Source organism: Paenibacillus sp. Y412MC10, from assembly GCF_000024685.1.
In the GTDB taxonomy this organism is placed as follows: domain Bacteria; phylum Bacillota; class Bacilli; order Paenibacillales; family Paenibacillaceae; genus Paenibacillus_AQ; species Paenibacillus_AQ lautus_A.
In genome coordinates, this window is record NC_013406.1 from 5050531 (window position 1) to 5070211 (window position 19681).

Consider the following 19681-nt stretch of genomic DNA (forward strand, 5'->3'; position numbering starts at 1 on the left):
TTCTTTATGTTTGGGAGGGACGGACCGGTTAGCCTTCCACCATCAAGCTTGCGACCTCTCCTCTCGTCGAGTCGGGACCGACCTGAATGCGGAACTCGCCCGGCTCCACCACCGGCTTCAGGTCAAGGCCGATCAATTCCAGCTGCTCGCTGCCGATGGTGAACGTTACTTCCTGCGTTTCCCCGGCCTTCAGGAACACCTTTCGGAACCCTTTCAAGGCCTTCTCGGGGCGGGTAACGGAGGCGGCCAGATCCGAGACGTACAGCTGAACGACTTCCGCGCCGTCCCGTGCTCCCGCGTTGGTCACGTCGATCCGGACCGTGGCTTCGCCGCCTATGGGAACAACGGCCGGCTCGACCGTCAGACGGCCGTAACGGAATTCCGTATAGCTTAAGCCGAAGCCGAACGGATACCGCGGCGCAAGATCCGTCTCCAGGTAACGCTTGCCCCGGGTCCGTCTGGCATTGTAAGAGTTCGGCAGCTGGCCAACCTCCTTCGGAATGGACAGCGGCAGACGACCGGACGGGTTGATATCGCCAAACAGCATGTCCGCAATCGCGCTGCCTCCCTCTTGGCCGGGATACCAGGCTTCCACGATGGAAGGGATGTGCTCGTCGATCCACGGCTCCGTAATCGGCCGTCCGTTGATATAGACAACAATCACCGGCTTGCCGAGCTTATGGAGCTCCTGCAGCAGCTCCAACTGCACGCCCATCAGCGTAAGGGTCGAGCGGTCAATCCCTTCCCCGCATTCCATATCGCTCTCGGCATGCCCGGTCACGACCGAAGCACCGGTTCTCAGATCGATGGTGCCCTCCCCGAAATCCCGTGCGCTGGAGCCGCCAAGCACCATCACGATGACGTCGGCTTGCTCGGCGCATGCCAGCGCCCGAGGAAACCCTTCCCTTGAATCGCCTTGTATGCGGCAGCCCGGCGCATACAGCACGCGGCTGTCTCCCAGCCGTCGGCGGATGCCGTCCAGCACCGTTACGATCTGCCCCGGCGGCTGGGGGGAGGTATAATCGCCAAGCTGATGGTACGGCGCATGGGCGTTGGGGCCAATGACGGCAATGGTTCCGCTGCTCGAATCCAGAGGTAGCAGGTTCCCCTCGTTTTTCAGGAGCACGATGCCTTCAGCCGCCGCCTGGTAGGCCAGAGCGATATGCTCCTTGCAGCCTATGACCTGCTCTGCCCAGGCTGGATCCACATAAGGCCGATCAAAGAGTCCCAGGCGAAACTTCAGCTCCAACACGCGTCCGGCTGCCCTATTCAGATCTTCTTCAGTGATCAGCCCTTGCTCCAGCGCTTGGTGAAGATGTGCCCGAAACATGGTCCCGGACATCTCCATGTCGACACCGGCCTTCAGCGACTGGGCCGCCGCCTCCACGCCCGATCCGGCCGTATTGTGACCGCATGCCAACATATGGATAGCGCCGCAATCGGTAATGACGAAGCCGTCAAAGCCCCACGCCTCCCGAAGAACGTCTTGCAGCAGGTACCCGCTGGATGTGCAAGGGACTCCGTCGATTTCATTATAGGCCGTCATGACCGACAAGGCACCCGCTTCAACGGCCTTGCGGAACGGCAGCAAATCGACCTCGTGAAGCTCCCGAAGGCCCATGTGAACAGGGGCCCCATTGCGTCCCCCTTCGGAAGCGCCGTAGCCTGCGAAATGCTTCAGCGTAGCCAGCAGGCTGGTATGCGAATCCAGGCGCTCGCCTTGCAGTCCCTGCACGGCGGCAACCGCGAATTCGGTTACCAAATGGGGGTCCTCGCCGAAGGTTTCTTCGGTACGGCCCCAGCGGGGATCCCGTACCACGTCCAGCACCGGCGAATAGGTGGCCGATCCCCCCTGAGCTCTTGTCTCGGCGGCAACGGCGCGGCTTATGCTGCGGAACAGCTCCGTGTTCCAGGTGCTGCCGATCGTAAGCGGTACGGGAAACACCGTCGCCCCGATCGCCATATGCCCGTGGGAGCATTCTTCCCCGAACAGAATCGGAATCCCCAGCCGCGAGTGCTCCATCGCATAACGCTGAATCGCATTAACCGCATCCGCCCCTTCCCGCGGGGACAGACCGTTCGCCAGCGTCACCCCGGTCCAGGGATCGGCCCGCAGCGTTCCGTACAAGGAACCGATTCCTCCCTCCGCAAGCTGCGACTTGAACTCCTCGGTTAGCTTGATCGTACCGTCGTCGTTCCTTATGTAAGCTTTCCAGCCGAACGGCTGGATCAGCTGCCCGATTTTCTCCTCGACCGTCATCCGCTTCAGCAAGTCCTCGACCCGCCGCGAAACCGGCCATGCAGCGTCCTTGTAGTCCATGGCGCACACCCTTTCCTATTCCTGTTAGATTCGTTCTTATTGATCTCATGCAACCGTTTGTTGAATGTTCCTTCATCCTATGGGGGTTCGGTTTTATGCTCTTCCCCATCGGATTCAACGCCACACCGCCTAAGCAGCAGCCCTGCCGAAATTCCCGATGGAAGAAAAAGGCTCTCCGGCACGATCCGATCGGCCGAAGAACCTCCCACTATGCGTATCCTGCAGAATGGCTGCACCGCACCTGGACAAACCAGATCAACGGCTAGAACCCTCTTCCAACCTTTTTCATGGGCGAGCACGCCTCAAGATGGTTGGATCTGCCGGATGCGAACCTCCTCCGGCCGGTAAACCGTCTGCACTTGTCCCCCGGCATCGGTCGTAAACATCACGGTCCGCTCCCGTTCCAATTCGAAGGCGTAAACCTTTCCGGTTGCCGGGTCCTTTACCTCGACCTCTGCGCTTGCCCCATGCTCGGAGACGAAGACGTACAAGCTTCCTTGCCCGAACGTCAGCTTGCGGCCGTAAATACCCGGAAGCTCGCCTCCCTTCGGCCATTCCAGCTCAGGCGAAACGGCTGCGGAGCGGATAGCTTCCGCGTACAGCGCCTGGATCGGCTCCCAGCGCTCGTTCATCTCGACCGGGAGCGGGCACCAGATGAACCGTCCCGAGCCCAAGGTCACCGTGACGGGTGCCAGCGTCCCATCCAACCGGCCCGCCGGACGATCTACCGCCAGCGCGTTAATCTTCCGCTCGCCGAACGAAACGGCGAAATGCTCTCCCGCCAGCTCCAGCGTTTCTTCCCGAAGAACGTTGGCATGGACGGTTTCGCCGATCTCCTGCTGCAGACGATGCGGTGCCGGTCCCCAATACGCATCGGTGCGAAGCGGGCCGGTCCACAAGACCGTGCTCCCTTCCCTTGCCAAGTCGAGGAGCTGGGCAAATGCGCCATCGTCGAAATTATGCGCGCTCGGCACGATGATCAGCTTAGCCGGATAGCGCTTCAGGTCCTCCAGCTGATATTCGCCGATCCCCCGCGGATGGACGTTCATGCCGAACGTCAATGCGCGCATGGCCCTCGTCGTCGCTTCGTACGCCAGCTTGCGGCTAGAGAAATCATTCGAATACGGGTAAACGACGGCGATATCCTCCAGCTGCCGTTCATCGTCGAACAGGCCGGCTGCTTCCTTCATGAAGCGGCCGAAGTCATAGGACACATCGGCCTCCGGCTTCTGCGTTCCGTCCGCCCGAAGCGCCCCGATGTTGGATTCGTTGGCATTATCCATGAAGTAGTTAATATTCCAAATCCACTGGACGGCACCCGCGCCCCCGGTCGAAAACGAATACGCGTACTTCCGCTCCAGGATGCTGCGAAGCTCTTCCTCCGTCCGCTTGGCGATGCCGTCCGGACGCTGCACGTGCATGATGCCGGTCTCCTGGATCAGATTCGGCTTGTCCGGCGTTTTCGTAAATATGCCGTCCCAGGCCAGGTGATCGTTCTGCCACCAGGAGTGGACCGTTGTGTAATCAACGGCAGGCCCGTAGAACGAAGGCGACGGGCGCTGGGAGCAGATGCCCTCATCCTGCCCGACCGTTACCAGCTGGCGGGGATCGGAGCGGCGAATGGTGCCGATGAGCTCGGACGCCCACCGATTATGCATGTCCATGGTGAACAGCGTGAAATCGATCCACGGTCCCCACTTCTTCGGCTGCAGCACGCTGTTGAACAGCTTGTCGTCCGGACTCGGCGCAGGCGCCGACTCGAATGAAGGCAGCTCGCCCGGCGTCATGTTCCAGCGCTCCTGAAGCAGCGCCAGATCATCCCCGTGGCGCTGCCGCAGCCACTCGGACCAGGCCTGCCGCTCGAACCGGTCCCCTATCGATACCGGCCCCTCGAAGATTCGCTTCGGATCGAACAGCGACGGCTCGTTGATCAGGTCCCAATGCACGTTGGTCGTGCCCCTGTGACGTCCGACGATGGAGGCGACGAAGCGCTTTTGCGCCTCAACCGATCGCGGATCCAGGTATGGGTTCACGCCTTCCCAGGCTTCGGGCGCAAACGAGAAGAACGTGAACGTCACTTCCAGTTCATGCCGCTTGGCCGTCAGGATAAAGGCATCGATCGCCCGCATGACGTCCTCGGCCGCATGGCCGTCGGCAAACATGATCATCCGGTACCCCGTCCATATGCCCGTCCGGATCAGGTTGATTCCTGCTCGCTTCATCTCCGCCATATCCGCATCCCAACGCTGCACGTTCGGCAGATGGAGGAATTTGCGCGCGACGTCGGAGGTCATGTACGTCATGCCAACGATCGGAACCGTCCGCCCGCCGCGGCGGAAGTAATCGCGCCCGCATTCCAGCCGCTCTCCCGCCTGCAGCAGCGGACGGTCGACGCCCCATACCGCCTGGGTCAGGTTGCGGCGCTCCCCTGATTCGGACTCGGCTTCGCAAACGATCCGGTACAAGCCCGCTTCCAGCCGTACCGGGACGGACAAGCGAAGCTGCTGCAGATCCCGCTGTTCCATGCCGGCTTCCGACTTCTCGTGTCCGGACCAGACGGTCTCACCGTCGTCTTCCTTGATAAGTCTCACCGCAAAATGCCAGGTCTGCGCCGTGGCGGACGTCCGGGACAGCCTCTGCAGTTGGATCGTCAACCGCATCTGCTCGCCCGGCTCGTAGGAGGCATAGTTCGGCTTCAGCCACAGCTCCGTCACGCCTGTTCCCGCGTATTCGGCGAGATCCTCCAGGACGTCCATCCCTTTCGTCTCCCAGAACGATGCCCTCAGCTGCTGGTTGATCAGAATCCAGCGGCCCCCGGCGTAATCGCCCTTATGCTGCTCCAGCATGACGACCGGAGCGGACCGCTCGCGTCGATCACGGTCCACGCCGATCAGCAGCGGCGAGATAACGGCGTCCATCGGACCGCATGCCCCCATCTCGGCCGGGATGTCGCTCGCTTTGGTCGGATGCAGCGTCAAGCCCCAGGTCGGCTCCATGCCGAACAGCTCCTCGCGCCCCAGCAGGATCGGGTATTCGGCGGAGACCTTCAGCTCCCGGACGCGCGATATGTCAACCGCCAGCGCATCATGGATATCCATTCGCTGATGGTAAGCCAGCTGCTCGCGTTCGGCATGCCAGCTTCCGTTCAGCTCTCGAACCGGCCTGCGGAAAGGCACGCCCCCGGCATGAACCAGACCGCCGCCGGCCTTCAGGTGGGCTTCGATGGCCGTCCAAGCCGCTTTCGGAAAGTATGGCCCGTGCAGATGAACCAGCGCGTCCCAGCCGCCTTCCGTCAGACGATCAGCCACGTCCGCGGCACCTGCGACCACCGCCCATTCCCGCAATCGCTCCAGTGCCTCTGCAGACGGACGTTCGCCTTCGTAAGGAAAATGCTCGTCGTAAAATACAAGCGTTCTCATCGACTTACTCCTTTCTCGTCCGCGGCTGGCCGTCGACGTATACGGATGTTCCGCGCGTTCGGGCCCAGTCGGCGATCCGGGAAGGGTCGCCGGTCCAGAGGCGGTTCACTCCCCATTCATTGGTCTGCGGCCGCTCCTCGCATTCGATGCGGATGACCGGGAACAGCTCCGTCGGACGTTCCCGCGGAAGCCCTTCGATCCACAGCACGTCGCCCTCCTGTCGGAACGACAGCTCCTGTCCCGTTGTCAGCAGCGTCACCCGCGATACCGGCGTCACCAGATCCGCCAGCCTCAGCACCGGCCTTCCATCCCAGAAGCGGATGATGAGATACAGCTTGTTGTCTTTCATGGTCTGCCGCCCGTAGGTGATGAACTCCGTGAGGTTTCCGCCGTCGGAGCCGTAGATGGCCTCGCCGTGAACGTCCAGCCACTCCCCGATCTTCAGCGCCCGCTCCACGAAGGCCGGCGGAAGCTGCCCGTCGGGCTGCGGTCCGACGTTAAGCAGCAGATTGCCGCCCACGGTCCCCCCTTTTTCCGCGCACTCGCACAGCATGTCGAGCAGAACGTCGGCCGGACGCCATCGTTCGCCGTTCGTGTACCCCCACAGCCTCCACGTGGTGACCTGGCTGGATTCCCACAGCCGCTTCTGATCCGGGACGATGACATGCTCAGGCGAGCCGAAATCGCCCAGCACCTCGGAATCGCCCGAGCCGCCGCCGCCGTCCGCATGCAGCTTCTCCTCCTCGGACAGCCCAAGACGGTTGTTCACCAGGATGTCCGGCTGAATCGACTTCATCCGTTCCACCAGCTTGATGCTGTCCAGGTCCTCCGCCGTTCGCGGCCAGACCCCGTCAAAAAAGAAATGATCGATGCGCCCGTATTTCGTGACCAGCTCTTCCACTTGGGCATGCAAATACTGCTTCATCGTCTCCCAGCCCTCGGGATCCTTCTCCGGTCCGTCGAAATAAGCCGGGATCCGCCAATCGATCCAGGAATAATATAATCCGACCCGAAGCCCCTGGGCCCGGAACGCATCGGTAAATTCGCGCACCAGATCCCGGCCGGGCGCCTGCTTCGCGCTGGAATAATCCGTCGTGGCCGTATCCCACAGGCAATACCCGTCATGATGCCGCGTCGTTAAGCAGGCATATCTCATCCCCGCCTTGCGCGCGGTGTACGCCCAAAGCTCGGCGTCAAAGAATTCCGGATTCCACTCGCAGGCCTTCCGAGCGTATTCGGCCTGGTCCAAATGCTCCCGGAACAGAACCTGCTCGCCGCGCCCGTATTGGGCATAAGGCCCGAAATGAATAAACATGCCGTACCGGCTTTCCGTAAACCATTGCCAGCCTTCCCGGATGGCTTGTGTTTGCTTGGTCATGAACTACGTCCTCCTTATTCTGCACGGCTCTTGCCGTGAGGCCAGCCTTAATAAAGACTTTCGCTCCTACCTCTTTGAGCAGTCTCAAGGCTTCTTATGACCTTTACTCTAGCCCGGGAATCCCTGTCTTGAACACTTTACTTTTGAGAGAAAACTTTGATTTTGGCCAATATCGGATAATTGAAGTCCTAAACGGTAACGTGGATCACTTTCGAATCCCCTTGGAGTCTCCTTGGAATTCCCTCTGTACTCCTCACGGAACGCTCCATGGCGACGCACGAAAAAAAGCAACCCCTCCCCGGTTATCAAACCGGGGAAAGGATTGCCCTGTTCCAATGTTTCTTAGCCGTTAGCGTGCCTAGACTTACGACTGACCGGCTCTCCACTCATCGAATTGCCGTTTGTATTCATCAACGACCTCATCGAGACCGGCGGACTTCATTGCGGCCAGCATTTTATCGTAGGCGTCCTCGTATTTCACGACCCCGTGCATGACCGGATAAACGCTGGTCTTCAGCTCGGCGATGCAATTGGCGTACTGCGAAGCAACGTTGGTCGGATCGAAGGTGAAGCCGATCGTGATGCTGTTCACGGCGTCCTCCGATACCGTTGTGCGGCGCTCCAGACGCGCTGGGTCCGTATTCGTTGGATAACGGTTCATTTCAACGTGGCCGAGCAGCCAGTATGGAAGCTCATAAGCCGGGGAACCGTTCTCGTTCTTGGCCAGATAGTCCTTGGTATTCTTGCCTGTATCCTTCCAATGCACATCTTTCACGCCGCTTTGGACGAGATCCATGTTCTCCTGGCTGCTGTATACCCAGTTCAAGAATTGAATGCCGGCCTCCGGGTGCGGAGACGTGGCCGAAATCCCGTTGGAATTCCGGATCGCGTAGGATCTGAATTTCGGCTGGTCGGCCAAATAATAAATATCCAGCTTCGCATCCGGGAACGTCTGAAGTATGGCGTCGCTCAACCCAACGTCGCCCGGACGGTAGAGATAACGTCCTGCCAGCTCCTCCTGGTTGATAACCTCCGTCGGCGTCGTAAGCAGATCGCTCATGATCAGCCCGCGCTTGTAAGCCTCGTTCATGAACTTCACGTCTTTTTTGAACTCCTCGGTTTCGAACCAGGACTTCACGTTCCCCTGCTGGTCGATGTAAATCATGTTGTCGGCCACGGTAAACGGATAGGTGTCGTAGGTCGTATGCAGGAAGTAGGCTGGCTCCTCCAGCATCTTGATATATACGTTCTTGTTGTCCTGCGGCCAATTCTTCTGCAGCGTCTCTGCTGCATTGAGCAGCTCTTCCGGCGATGTCGGCGGCTTCAGGCCATTTTTCTCGAGCAGATCGGTACGGATTGTAAACATGCCATCGTTATAAGCGGTATCCGCCCAGAAGTTCGGCACGTACGTGATCTTGCCGTTGATTTTCGACGACTCCCAGATCCAGTCCGGCATGGAAGCTTTCAGCTCGGTGCCATACTGATCCAGCAGATCGTCGATCGGAATGATACCGCCGCTTCCCGCAAGCACCGTCGGTCCTTTGGTATCGTGCATGATGGCAATCAGCTCGAATTCCTCGCCGGTCGACATCATGAGGTTGGTCTTCTGATCCCATACGTCCCACGCGATGTACGTCGGTTCGTACGTAAGGTTCAGTCCGTCGGCCTCCAGCTTCTCGTTGATCGCTTTGACCGCCGCATCCAAATCCTGCGGCGCGGAGCCCGGAAGCAAATACCGTACCGGCAGCTTGTCCCCTCCGCCGTTCTCCCCGCTCGCCGATCCATTCTCACTGCCGGCGTCGCCGCCGCCGGAGCAGCCTGCGATCACGGATACCATGAATATCGCGGCCAACCATAGTGCTAGCGCTTTCCTTTTTTTCATGCATGTGTCCCCCTGTCTTCATTTGGTTTAGTCATGCGGTACGATTCCTATCTTAAGGAGACAGTAGGGAAAACGTATACTTCAAAATGATGGTTTTCGCCATTTTAAAACACTTTAAGAGGTTGTTCAGAAAGTCAACTTTTGATCACGAAGCAGGTCAGGAAGCGGTCTCGACGTCGAATCTTGAATTCAGCCGGGCCTTCCGTTGCTCACGTAGGTTTGCCTACGCTCCGCTACTCAGTCCCTAGCTTCATCCAACCTTCTCGGTGCTGAAAAGTCGAATTTCTGAACCCTCACTTTAAATGCCCGTCACTGCGCCTTTTTCGTCTCGATCGCATGCTGGCTGCGGAACTGGGCCGGCGAGATCTGGTAGTGCTTTTTAAACAGCGTGTAGAAATAGGTCGTATTCAGAATGCCCACCTGCTCGCTGATCGATTGAACCGACTCCTCGGTGCTTGCGAGAAGCTCCCGCGCCTTCTCCAGACGAACGGCATTCAGGTAATCGTTGAACGACAGCTCGCAATGCGCCTTGAACAGCTTGCCGACATAGCTGCGGGACAGCTTCACCTCGCCCGCAACCTGCTCAAGCGACATATCCGGCCTTGCATAATGCTTGCGTACGTACATCTGGATAAAATCCACCACCTCCGCATGCCGGACCGCTCCCGATTCCTCGGACAGGCTGCAGAGCCTAAGGGCAAGATCCTTCAGGGCATCCGCGGTTTCCTGCAGCGTCTGAAAGCGGGTAATCCGCCGCGTAAAGTCGAGGAAGAGATCCGCGCTTTCCCGGTTTTTCACCGTATGGACATTGAGCTGCTTGTACAGGCCGCCGATGAACTGGTTGATGAAAAACATGACTTCATGGTAGTTGTATTCGCGAATTTCCTTGATCCACTGATCGATTTCCTTCTCCAATTTATCCCGCTGCTGCAGCTTGATGGCCTCGATGATGCGCTTCTCGCGCTTGTCCGGATACTGCGCCTCGGAATGCTCCGACTCCGCGGCGATGACCGGATCGCCATGGAACATCTTGCCCTTTCCCGCGAAAAAGCGCTGCTGGAAGCAGGACTGCGCGCAATCGAACGATTCGCGCAGCTCCTCGTACGTCTGCGCGGCCGTTCCGATGCCGACGGTGACGGACACGCGGAGCGTGCGGAGCATCTCGCCCTGCAGCTCCTCCAGCATGCCCAATACATGGAGCGGAAGCCGGCTCTGCTTCATGGGGAGAATGATCGCAATGGTCCCGTCCCCCACCGTGGCCACGTTCGCTCCCTCCGGCTCCAGCATCTGCTGGGCCGCCTGGGCGACGGCCGCGCAGGTATAGGACTGCAGCTCCTCGTCCTCGCCCCCCGGCGAGCCGTCTAAGCTGTCAATCAGAAGGACGGCCGCCAAGAAATAGGGGCCCTTGCCTTCGCGGGCCAAACGGCGGAATGCCGTCTCGTCGCCGCCTTTCAGCAGCTGCAGCACATGCGCCTGCCGGGCGACGGAAGCCTCGGACTCCATCGACTTCATTTTCTCCGTCATTTCCGCGTAAGTGGTATCCAATATGGCAAATTCGTTGATTTGCCGACGGTTTTCCTTCATTTTCGGAATGGCGCTCATTTTCTCCAGCAGGTGGCGGATCGGGTTGTACGCATGATGCGTCAGCCAGATCGACAAGAACATGCTGACGACGAAGCAGGCCAGAGCGAGAACCAGCGCCGACGTTCGGAGGGCCTGCATGTTGAACAACAGATTTTGATATTGGCTAACGCTGATAAACGTCCAGTTCATATCCTTGGATTTGACATAGGTAACCAGGCTCTTGCGGCCGTCGATGGAGCGGGTGAAGTAACCGCTTTCCGCGTCCGATTCCAGAATGGACTGGACATAGGACTCCTGCGATACATCCTCCATGAACCGGGACCGATCCGAATGGGTGATGATGGTTCCCTTGTCGTCAATGACGTGCAGCGAATCCACCGCTTCGTTGCGGTAGCCTCCGATCAGATCCTGGATGGTGTCGGTGCTCATGTTGATTACGATCGCGCCTTTGGAACTTAGCGGCGAATAATAGCTCGGAAGGAGAACGAAAGTCAGGACGTCTTCGCTCCGCTTCGTCGAAGTGGAGGAAGAGATCTTGCGCGGGAACAGATGAAAATACGATGTATTTTTGCTGTTGATCTCCTCCAGCAGCGCCTTCTCCTGCTCCTTGGTAATCCCCTTCGTATTCAGGTACGTGTTATTCGAGCCGTTATAGATCCCGATCGAATGGATGAACGGATAGGTGGACTGGACCCGGTTAAGGGTGCCGAACACGCCATACTGTTTCACCGGATCGGCCTCTTTGTCCAACAGGGCGTTCACAATCTCCTTGTCGCTGAGCAGAAGGTTGCCCACGTTATACACCTGGTCGCGGATGACGCTGGATACGGCGCTGTTCTGCTTCAGCATCGACTCGGATATTTTTCCTACCTCCTTCGCGGTGCTCCAGGAGAACATCATGTACAGGACCACGGTTACGAGGGCAATCATGGCTGCCGTGAGCAAAACAAAGCTGAGAAACATATTTCGATACACTGCATAACGGAATAATCGCTGCCGGATCATATTCTCCCTCCTTTATCATTCGGTCTGTATAGTAAACTGAGATCTTATCATCCATGAATATTACTAACATTATATGTAATATACATGTTAATTTTATGGGGTTGCTTAGCCATCCGATCGCTTGGAACGGATCGATATATTATTCTCATCTTACATTTGCTCAGGGCATACATCAATATGAAAACGCATTCTTTATTTCCCTCCCCAAACTCCCCTTCATAGACTTCATCGGCTAAACTCCTTATAAAATCAAGCTTTTCCAGTCATTATTCAATCCTGGCGACACTTTGCGAAATACTCAAATTCGAAGTTTTTGCCGTTTTTTAAAGCAGGCGTCCCCCCTTTCAATCCGCTCAAACTCCATTTTCATAGTTTACTGCACGCGGCAACTCTCTTTACACTCGAAACAGAACTGCTACGCTTGCAGCCCCCCATCACTTACGAAAGGACGTGCCTACTCATGAAAAAAAGCCGCTTCGGCTTCCTGCGCGAAATCCGCTCGAACGGATCCGCCTACCTGCTCGTCGTACCGGCTGCCATCTATACGCTGGTCTTCGGTTATTTCACGCTTCCGTACATGCTCATTGCGTTTCAGAAATTCAACTTCAAGACGGGACTTTTCAATTCCGCCTGGGTCGGCTTTGACAATTTCAAGTTCTTCTTCTCGTCGCCCCGGGCTTGGGAGGTCACCTTCAACACCTTGAAGCTCAATTTTCTATTTATCATCGTTGGCACGCTCGCAGCGATGGCGCTGGCCATACTGTTCAACGAGCTCCGCAGCCGCTGGTTCTCGAGGATAACCCAATCCACGATTTTGTTCCCGCATTTCTTGTCCTGGGTTATCGTGAGTTACATTATCTACAGCTTGCTGTCGACCGACTACGGTATCCTGAACCGGATCCTGGCGTTCTTCCATATCGACCCCGTCAACTGGTACGCCTCTCCGCAATACTGGACGTGGATTCTTACAACCGCTGCGGTGTGGAAGGACCTCGGGATGAACCTCGTCATCTATCTGGCGGCGATCACGGGAATTGACGACAGTTATTACGAAGCCGGCCGGATCGACGGCGCTACCCGTTGGCAGCTCATCCGCCACATCACCATTCCGCTCATGCTGCCGACCATATCCATCTTAACCCTGCTGGCTCTAGGCAAAATCATGTACGGCAGCTTTGACATGATCTATGCCATCGTGAAGGACAACGGGCTGCTGTATCCGACGGTTGACGTCATCGATACGTATGTGTTCCGTTCCCTCCGCACCATCGGGAATCCGGCACAAGCCATGGCCGTCGGGCTGTATCAATCCGTGGTCGGCTTTATTCTCGTATGGGGCAGCAACAAAATCGTGAAGAAGGTGAATCCGGACCATGCCTTGTTCTAAAGCAAGCCGGATTCATTCGGAAGGGAGCGAAATCTAGATGACGTCCAGACCTAAATTTTTCGACGCCGTGAATGCCGCGCTGATCGGCATCATCTCCATTCTCTGCATCCTGCCGATGCTGCTTGTGCTCATGGTGTCCTTTACCGACGAAGCCAGCATTAAGCAATTCGGCTACCAGCTGTTCCCGAGCGAGCTGTCGCTGGATGCCTACAAGCTGCTTCTGTTCGGCAGCACGCCGCTGTACCGGAGTTACATGATCTCGATCATCGTGACGGTCGTCGGCACGATCCTTGCGGTCACCATCACGTCCATGGCCGGATATACGCTGGCCGCCAAGCATATCCGTTACCGCAACGGGCTCGGATTGTTCTTTTTCATTACGATGGTGTTTAACACGGGTCTGGTGCCCTGGTATCTGATCAACTTGAATCTCGGCATGAACAACACCATCTGGGCCCTGATCATACCGTCCCTGGTGTTCAACCCGTTCAACCTGTTTCTTGTACGCAACTACATGTCCCAAATTCCGCCTTCCCTGACGGAAGCGGCCAAGATCGACGGCGCGAGCGACTTCTATATCGCGTTCCGGATCTACTTCCCGCTCTGCATGCCCGTTCTGGCCACGATTACGCTGTTCTACGGCATTGCCTACTGGAACAATTGGTTCAACGCCATCATGCTGGTGGACAACGAGAAGTTGTATCCCCTTCAATACCTGCTGTTTAAGCTGAACTCCGAGATCAGCATGATTCAGCAGATGCAGAGCAGCGGCGCCATCCTCGGCAGCCAGACGCTGCCGCAAGAATCGGTGAAGATGGCCACCGCCATTCTGACGATCGGTCCGGTGGTGCTGTTCTATCCGTTCCTGCAGCGGTATTTCATAAAAGGGCTGCTGATTGGCTCTTTGAAGGAGTAAGGATTTTATCCACATGCCATGATCTCAGGGCATAAGCAGGTAACCAGGTTTTACTGAAATCAAAAGAGGCTAACCGCCCTCACGGTTAGCCTCTTTTTTTATATGCTGGATGTCTTTGTGGATGCAACCTCTGCCGCTTCGGATGGAACATCGTCAACAGAGTTCGTTAGCGTAACCCTGATGTTGTGCATGGGGTCAGTAACGGTAATCCGGTCTTTAAAAGAACAGGATGAATGCTAAAACGCCCGGCTTTTGACTTCTCCTTGATAAGCCAATGCATCCTGGGCCCTTAACCGCTGAACGTCGCTCAGCTCCGACAACTCGGCCCATTTATATTCCGAATGCTCGGAGCTTAGCACAATTTCCTCGTGAAGCGGGATCGAACAGCGGAATATGCCGACCTGCGCGTTGATATGACTGTGATAATAAAATCCGGTCAAGACCGCATCTTGCAGGGTAAGGCCCAGCTCTTCGCGGCATTCGCGAAAAATCGCTTCATGGATCGTTTCGCCGGAATCCACCCCGCCCCCGGGCAAACTCCATCCCTTATTCCCATAGGTCCGTTTTAATAAAAGCAGCTTGCCGTCAGCGTTCGATATGATGGCATGCACACCAAATCTGTACGTGTCATGAAAGCCCAACGTTCATCCTCCCATCCCGTCATTAAAATGCATTTCGGCTACCTCAAGCGATCCTTTATTTCCTCCAGCACAATTCCCCACCATGAAGAGGAACGTACAGCAGGGAGATCCATCCCTTTCAGCTCCCGCTTCATTTCTTCGAAGGCTGACTTCCACTCGCGCTGAGTCTGCGAGGCGTCCGGACGGATTCCCGGCTTGATCTCCCCTCTTCTGAACTTCTCAAGTTTCTCGCGAAATTGTTCGGCCGTCAAAATCGTGGGAGGTGGATCGGGCTGCAAGCGCTCCGTTTGCTGCTTGAATCGAAGCACACGGTCCATAAAGGCGAGCAGGCTGTCGATGGAGGCGTTCATGTAGGTCGGTTTCTGTGTACCGCCCTCCGTGACTGCCCACACTCCCCCTGTATCCTTTTGGATCGCGACATGCAGCCCTTCGCTCCAGATCTCCCTTCCGATCGCGATATAGGCTCCATGAATATCCTGTAGCGGTAACGCTTCATGAAACAGAAGACCCAACGGTGGCTCCTGCGGATCAAAGACCGGCATTCCCCGATGCACAAGCGTTTCCACCGTCTTATCGTGCATTCCCTGGCCGTCCAAGCTTTCCCTCGTATAAGGCAGCACTCCGTGATCATACAGCGTATGATATTGCGGCTCCATTCTAACCCTCCCTTAAACTCCTAAACCGGTACGTATTCTGTAACCTATAATGATGCAGCGCGGTCTACAGATATTCGCCGAAATAAAACTGCAGCGCTTCAGTGGAATATCCGTCGCTTCCCTGCCACTCCGACATCGAGAAGAAATCGTCGTCCCTTCTCGGACGCGTGCGGGGCGTATCCTTCGGAACCAGCACGCCGGCATATCCCAGAATTTCCATCAGCACGTCTCGTTCATGCTTGCTTGAAGGCAGAACATCCTTCAAGCGCTTCTCAAGATGACGCGGGCTTTCTGATTCGGCGCATCCGTCGACGGCTGTCATCAGCTTCCTCAGAATGGCGATATCCTCATCGTCCACCGTCAGGCCCTCCTCATGGCTCAACAGCTCCAGATCGAGCCAGCAGTAGAGCAGCTGATTCAAGCGGATGCCTCCCCATTTGACCCGTTCGAAATTCAGCACGTTCAGGTCGGCATTCACGTAATTCCGGTCGGACTGGAGCCCGGCATGGTTACAATCTCCGCAGCTGCTGTAATTCGGCATGGCCGAGCGTCGTTCTTCGTACTGATGCAGAGGCAGGCGCGATGTAAGCGCCCAACTGGAAAGCGCGCTTCGCAGATGCACTTGTCTCGTGGACAGACTGTGCAGAAATGCGGCAGCAACCCTTTCTTTAGTAACCGTCTTATGTAAGCTATGCAGCCGCTGGATCAGCTCATCATGTCCGATGGTGATGGGGTCGAACATCAGCCTCATGCTCTTCGCGTAATCAAAGTCCTCCCCAACGAACGGCAAAGGACTGCTTTTCCAGCCGCTGGATGACCAGAACGTTTGAAGTAAAACCTTTTTCGCCTTTTTGTCCACAGCTTCCCACTTCCCATTTTTTTCTTGTCCCTATCATAACAAAATCTTCCTATATAATGATGATGAATTTATTCTTAATATTTCTCCGAATAATCATTATAATGATATAATGTTTCAAATAACCCTATCCTTGTTGATGAAATCGGAATTTCGCATGACATGAAAAGAATGCAATGGAGGATGCACCCAAAATGACCATTCATAACCTCAAATCATTCATCGTATCCACTTTCACTTTCCGAATAAATTGGAATCACTTTAAGTCGAAGCTGCTCTTAAGATACGTACTGTCTTATATTCTGATCTTCCTGATTCCCCTGACGGGAGTAACCATTTTCGTTTATGATAGCGCTGTCAGCGGGCTTCGTACCGAGATCGAACAATCCAACATCAATCAATTGAACCAGGTGAAAATGACCATCGACTCCCGTATCGCGGAGCTTCGGGAGCTTTCCGGCCGAATCGCTTACGACAGACGCTTAACCCCTTATATGGTCCGTGATGATTATTACAGAGTGGAAGCCATACAAGCTTTGGCCAACTATAAGGCAAACAGCAGCATCATTGAAGACATCTTCTTATACTATCATAACGACCCGATTATCTACTCTTACCGTGGCCTGACGAATGTTAACGTTGCGTTCGATTCCTTCTATCGTTATGAGAACTGGAGTCTGGAAGATGTCACCCTTGCGCTGAACGAAACGAATCAGATGGTCATACGGCCGGCCGAGAATGTTACGATCAACAACTCCAGGCAGGAGACGATGCTGACCATCATCGTACCGATCAAGCCCAATGCCCCCTATCCTTACGGGAGCGTTGTATATATGGTGAAAGAGTCCAATCTTACCGGGGTCATGGATTCCATTCTTAGCGATTTCACCGGGAGCAGCTACATTCTCAATCCAGATGATGAAGTGCTTACTGCGAGCAATCACGGCGTAACCCTGTCTCAAGAGCATCTCGGGACATTGGCTGCGCTTGATGCCGGCATACACAATCTCTCCCTGAATAATGACAAGTATTCCGTCGTATCCGTCAAATCCGGGGAGAATGGATGGAACTACATGACCATCATGCCAAGCTACCAGTTCTTCAGCCGGGTCGCTCATGTACAGACGCTCATACTGCTGGTGTTTGGCATCGCCGTCATAACCGGAGTGCTTGCCGCTTTTGTGCTGGCTAGACGCCAATATCACCCGATTAAGGATTTGATGGAATTCGCCAAGCTCAGAGTTAGCGATACCCCAGAGCCCAAAACGCGCAATGAATGGGAATGGATTCGTCAGACCCTTCACGATTACAGCACCCGGATCGATATGCAGGAGCCCTTCGTGCGCAACCAATGCATGCTGCTTCTGCTGAAGCACGGCAAGCCGGATGATCCCGAAATCGAGCGAATGATCGCCGAAGTCGGATTGGAATCTCCCCAAGAACAAGTCATTTATTTCTGTGTGATTCTGTCCTGGGAAGAAAACGATGCGGCCGAGGAACTCCAGAAGGATCGTCAGCAGGTGCATGAAATTCTCAGCCATGTTGAACCTTCAGGACTTCAAGCGACTATCTATGGCGTTGAATTCTCAGCCGATAATCAATTTGCGCTGATCGTATCGCTTCCTGACCCTGGCCAAGATTCGCTGAAGCTCCGGATGGAGCAGATCATTCGCACGGTCCAGGGATTGATCTCCGAGAACACTCGGCTCGATCCGAGCATGGGCGTAGGTACGCCCTACCGGGATTTGGGGCAGCTGAACCAATCCTTCATCGAAGCCGCAACCGCACTCGAGCACCGAATGGTCGGCAGCAGCCGGATCACCTATTTCGACCAGTTGGCAGAGCAGAATCATCCTGTCGCCAAAGGCGTATGGCTTCCAAGAAAGTCGCTGCTCAAGCTGGAGCAAAGCCTAAAGCAAGGCAACGAGTCGGTGGCTGTGCAGATGATCGCCGAGATGATGGAGACCATCCGGAGCGAACCGCTGCAAATTCATCTGCTGCGCTGCATTTGCTTCGATCTGCTGAACGCGCTGCTAAGGTCCGCCTCTGAGGTTGGAATGAACGAAGCATTCAGCAGCATCTCGGACTATACGTCGTTTGAGACGCTGGAGGAATTTGAGGACAAGCTGTTGTCGCTCACGACAGAGGTTTGCGAGAAGGTTGAACGGAACCATGAGCAAGCAGCACCTAAACTGATCGATGATATCGTACATTATGTAAATCAGCAGTTTGCCGACTATACGCTCAGCCTGGAGCATGTTGCCCTTAAATTTTCCGTCTCTACCTCTTACTTAAGCCGCAGCTTCAAAGAGAAGACCGGGATCAGTTTCTCGCAGTATATCTGGAAGAGGCGTACGGAGGAAGTCATTCGGCTGCTTGTGACGACAAGCGCTCCCCTTAAGGAAATCATCGAACAGGTGGGCTACCTGGATGCACCCAATTTCATCCGCAAATTCAAGAAAGAAACCGGGCTTACGCCCGGTCAGTACCGCAAACAACATCGCTCGAATAGGCTGGATATATAACAGAAGGGCCCTTTAGGAGATCTTGTCTCGAAAGGGCCCGGATGCTTTTACCTCACTCACTGCGGTTCGTTCAAGATATGCTCAACCAGCTCATCGACCGGCACGGTAGCCAGTGCAATTGCAGTGTCGGTCACACCATAATAGATATAGAGCAGGCCGTCTTTGACCACGTTTCCTGTCGGGAACACCACATTCGGAATTTGATAACCGAATTTCTCGTAATAGGTTTCCGGTTCCATAATAAAAGTCTTCGTTCTTGCTATGACCTTCTCAGGGTTGTTCAGGTCAAGAAGCATCGCCCCAACACGGTAAACGACCTGATCATCAACGCCGTGGTAAAGGACCAGCCAGCCTTTATCGGTTCGCACAGGCGGCGTGGCTCCGCCGATTTTCCTGGATTCCCACGCCGGATTCTCGGCTTTGGCCAGAAGTTTCGGCTCTTCCCAATGAACTAGATCCTCGGAGTACGTAATCCATATCGCCGCGCTGTCCGTTCCGTAAGCTGCACCCACGTATTCCTCCGGACGGCGCAGCAATACATACTTTCCGTTAATCTTCTCCGGGAACAAAATGTTGTCGCGGTCATTGATATCGAGCGGTGTCGTATCGGCAACGAATTCCCAGTCGATCAGATTGTCCGACTTCACAATCGAAGAGCGAGTGAGCCAGTGGCCCTCCTCCTCCCCCCAGCCGTCCGGATATTTTGGAATCGTACGCTCCGGTATGCCCGCTCCCGTCGGATAGTAACTCATGGCGCATGGCCTAAGGGCATAGTTTAGATAGTACGTGCCGTCAATTTTGACAATCCGCGGGTCCTGGACGCTTCCATATGGAAAGCCCAGCATGTCAGGCGTCACGATCGGCTCGTCTTTCACGTGCGTAAAATTCACCCCATCTTCGCTCTCCAGAAGTCCCAACACATTCTTGCAAGGCGTTAGCGAGCCTGCGGTACGCTCAATCATGTAAAACTTGCCGTTGTCTATAATAACCGCAGGATTGAATACGGTGACTTTACGCCATTCGTACGTTCCCGGAACGACGATCGGATTGTTCGGATGTCTCGTGATTTTCATAGGCTATGCCTCCACATTTGTATGATATTCAGGAGATTT

The 19681-nt window shown here is 55.5% G+C and carries 13 protein-coding genes; 4 read left to right on the forward strand and 9 right to left on the reverse strand.

Annotated elements, in window-relative coordinates; all coding sequences use genetic code 11:
- Positions 1–28: 28 nt before the first annotated feature.
- A complete protein-coding gene (locus GYMC10_RS22060) occupies positions 29–2320 on the reverse strand; it encodes a glycoside hydrolase family 3 N-terminal domain-containing protein (protein ID WP_015736576.1) in 2292 nt (763 codons plus the stop codon).
- A 95-nt stretch (positions 2321–2415) separates the two neighbouring features.
- On the opposite strand from GYMC10_RS22060, the gene GYMC10_RS32625 reads away from it, so the two are divergent.
- Entirely contained in the window at positions 2416–2586 is a 171-nt protein-coding gene (locus GYMC10_RS32625) for a hypothetical protein (RefSeq protein ID WP_187293002.1), read from the forward strand.
- 36 nt (positions 2587–2622) lie between these two features.
- Here the strand turns inward: GYMC10_RS32625 and GYMC10_RS22065 are convergent, their stop codons facing one another.
- From GYMC10_RS22065 to GYMC10_RS22080, 4 genes are all read right to left on the reverse strand, one after another.
- Positions 2623–5739 carry a glycoside hydrolase gene (locus tag GYMC10_RS22065; protein ID WP_015736577.1) on the reverse strand — a complete coding sequence of 1039 codons (3117 nt, stop codon included), beginning with the start codon at positions 5737–5739 and terminating at the stop codon, positions 2623–2625.
- 4 nt (positions 5740–5743) lie between these two features.
- Positions 5744–7117 carry an alpha-L-fucosidase gene (locus GYMC10_RS22070; protein WP_015736578.1) on the reverse strand — a complete coding sequence of 458 codons (1374 nt, stop codon included), beginning with the start codon at positions 7115–7117 and terminating at the stop codon, positions 5744–5746.
- A gap of 364 nt (positions 7118–7481) precedes the next feature.
- Positions 7482–8999: a DUF3502 domain-containing protein gene (locus GYMC10_RS22075; protein ID WP_015736579.1), complete on the reverse strand. Its 1518-nt coding sequence runs from the start codon at positions 8997–8999 to the stop codon at positions 7482–7484.
- Between the two features lie 309 nt (positions 9000–9308).
- On the reverse strand, positions 9309–11588 hold the full coding sequence (locus tag GYMC10_RS22080; RefSeq protein WP_015736580.1) for a helix-turn-helix domain-containing protein: 2280 nt from the start codon (positions 11586–11588) through the stop codon (positions 9309–9311).
- Between the two features lie 460 nt (positions 11589–12048).
- Between GYMC10_RS22080 and GYMC10_RS22085 the strand changes: the two genes are divergently transcribed.
- Positions 12049–12975 (forward strand): ABC transporter permease, encoded by a 927-nt coding sequence (locus GYMC10_RS22085; RefSeq protein WP_015736581.1) that lies wholly within the window; start codon positions 12049–12051, stop codon positions 12973–12975.
- 37 nt (positions 12976–13012) lie between these two features.
- Positions 13013–13891, forward strand: a complete 879-nt coding sequence (locus GYMC10_RS22090) for a carbohydrate ABC transporter permease (protein WP_009590031.1) — start codon at positions 13013–13015, stop codon at positions 13889–13891.
- Between the two features lie 236 nt (positions 13892–14127).
- Here the strand turns inward: GYMC10_RS22090 and GYMC10_RS22095 are convergent, their stop codons facing one another.
- The 3 genes from GYMC10_RS22095 to GYMC10_RS22105 form a co-directional block, all read right to left on the reverse strand.
- Positions 14128–14532, reverse strand: coding sequence for an NUDIX hydrolase (locus GYMC10_RS22095; protein ID WP_015736582.1), 405 nt, complete (start codon positions 14530–14532; stop codon positions 14128–14130).
- Between the two features lie 38 nt (positions 14533–14570).
- Entirely contained in the window at positions 14571–15188 is a 618-nt protein-coding gene (locus GYMC10_RS22100) for an SUKH-4 family immunity protein (protein ID WP_015736583.1), read from the reverse strand.
- Between the two features lie 64 nt (positions 15189–15252).
- Positions 15253–16047 (reverse strand): hypothetical protein, encoded by a 795-nt coding sequence (locus GYMC10_RS22105; protein ID WP_015736584.1) that lies wholly within the window; start codon positions 16045–16047, stop codon positions 15253–15255.
- 191 nt (positions 16048–16238) lie between these two features.
- Here GYMC10_RS22105 and GYMC10_RS22110 point away from each other — a divergent pair, with 191 nt between their 5' ends.
- Positions 16239–18569, forward strand: a complete 2331-nt coding sequence (locus tag GYMC10_RS22110; protein WP_015736585.1) for a helix-turn-helix domain-containing protein — start codon at positions 16239–16241, stop codon at positions 18567–18569.
- A 56-nt stretch (positions 18570–18625) separates the two neighbouring features.
- On the opposite strand, the gene GYMC10_RS22115 is transcribed toward GYMC10_RS22110, so the two are convergent.
- Complete coding sequence (locus tag GYMC10_RS22115; RefSeq protein ID WP_015736586.1) at positions 18626–19642, reverse strand: glycosidase; 1017 nt, start codon at positions 19640–19642, stop codon at positions 18626–18628.
- Positions 19643–19681 lie beyond the last annotated feature (39 nt).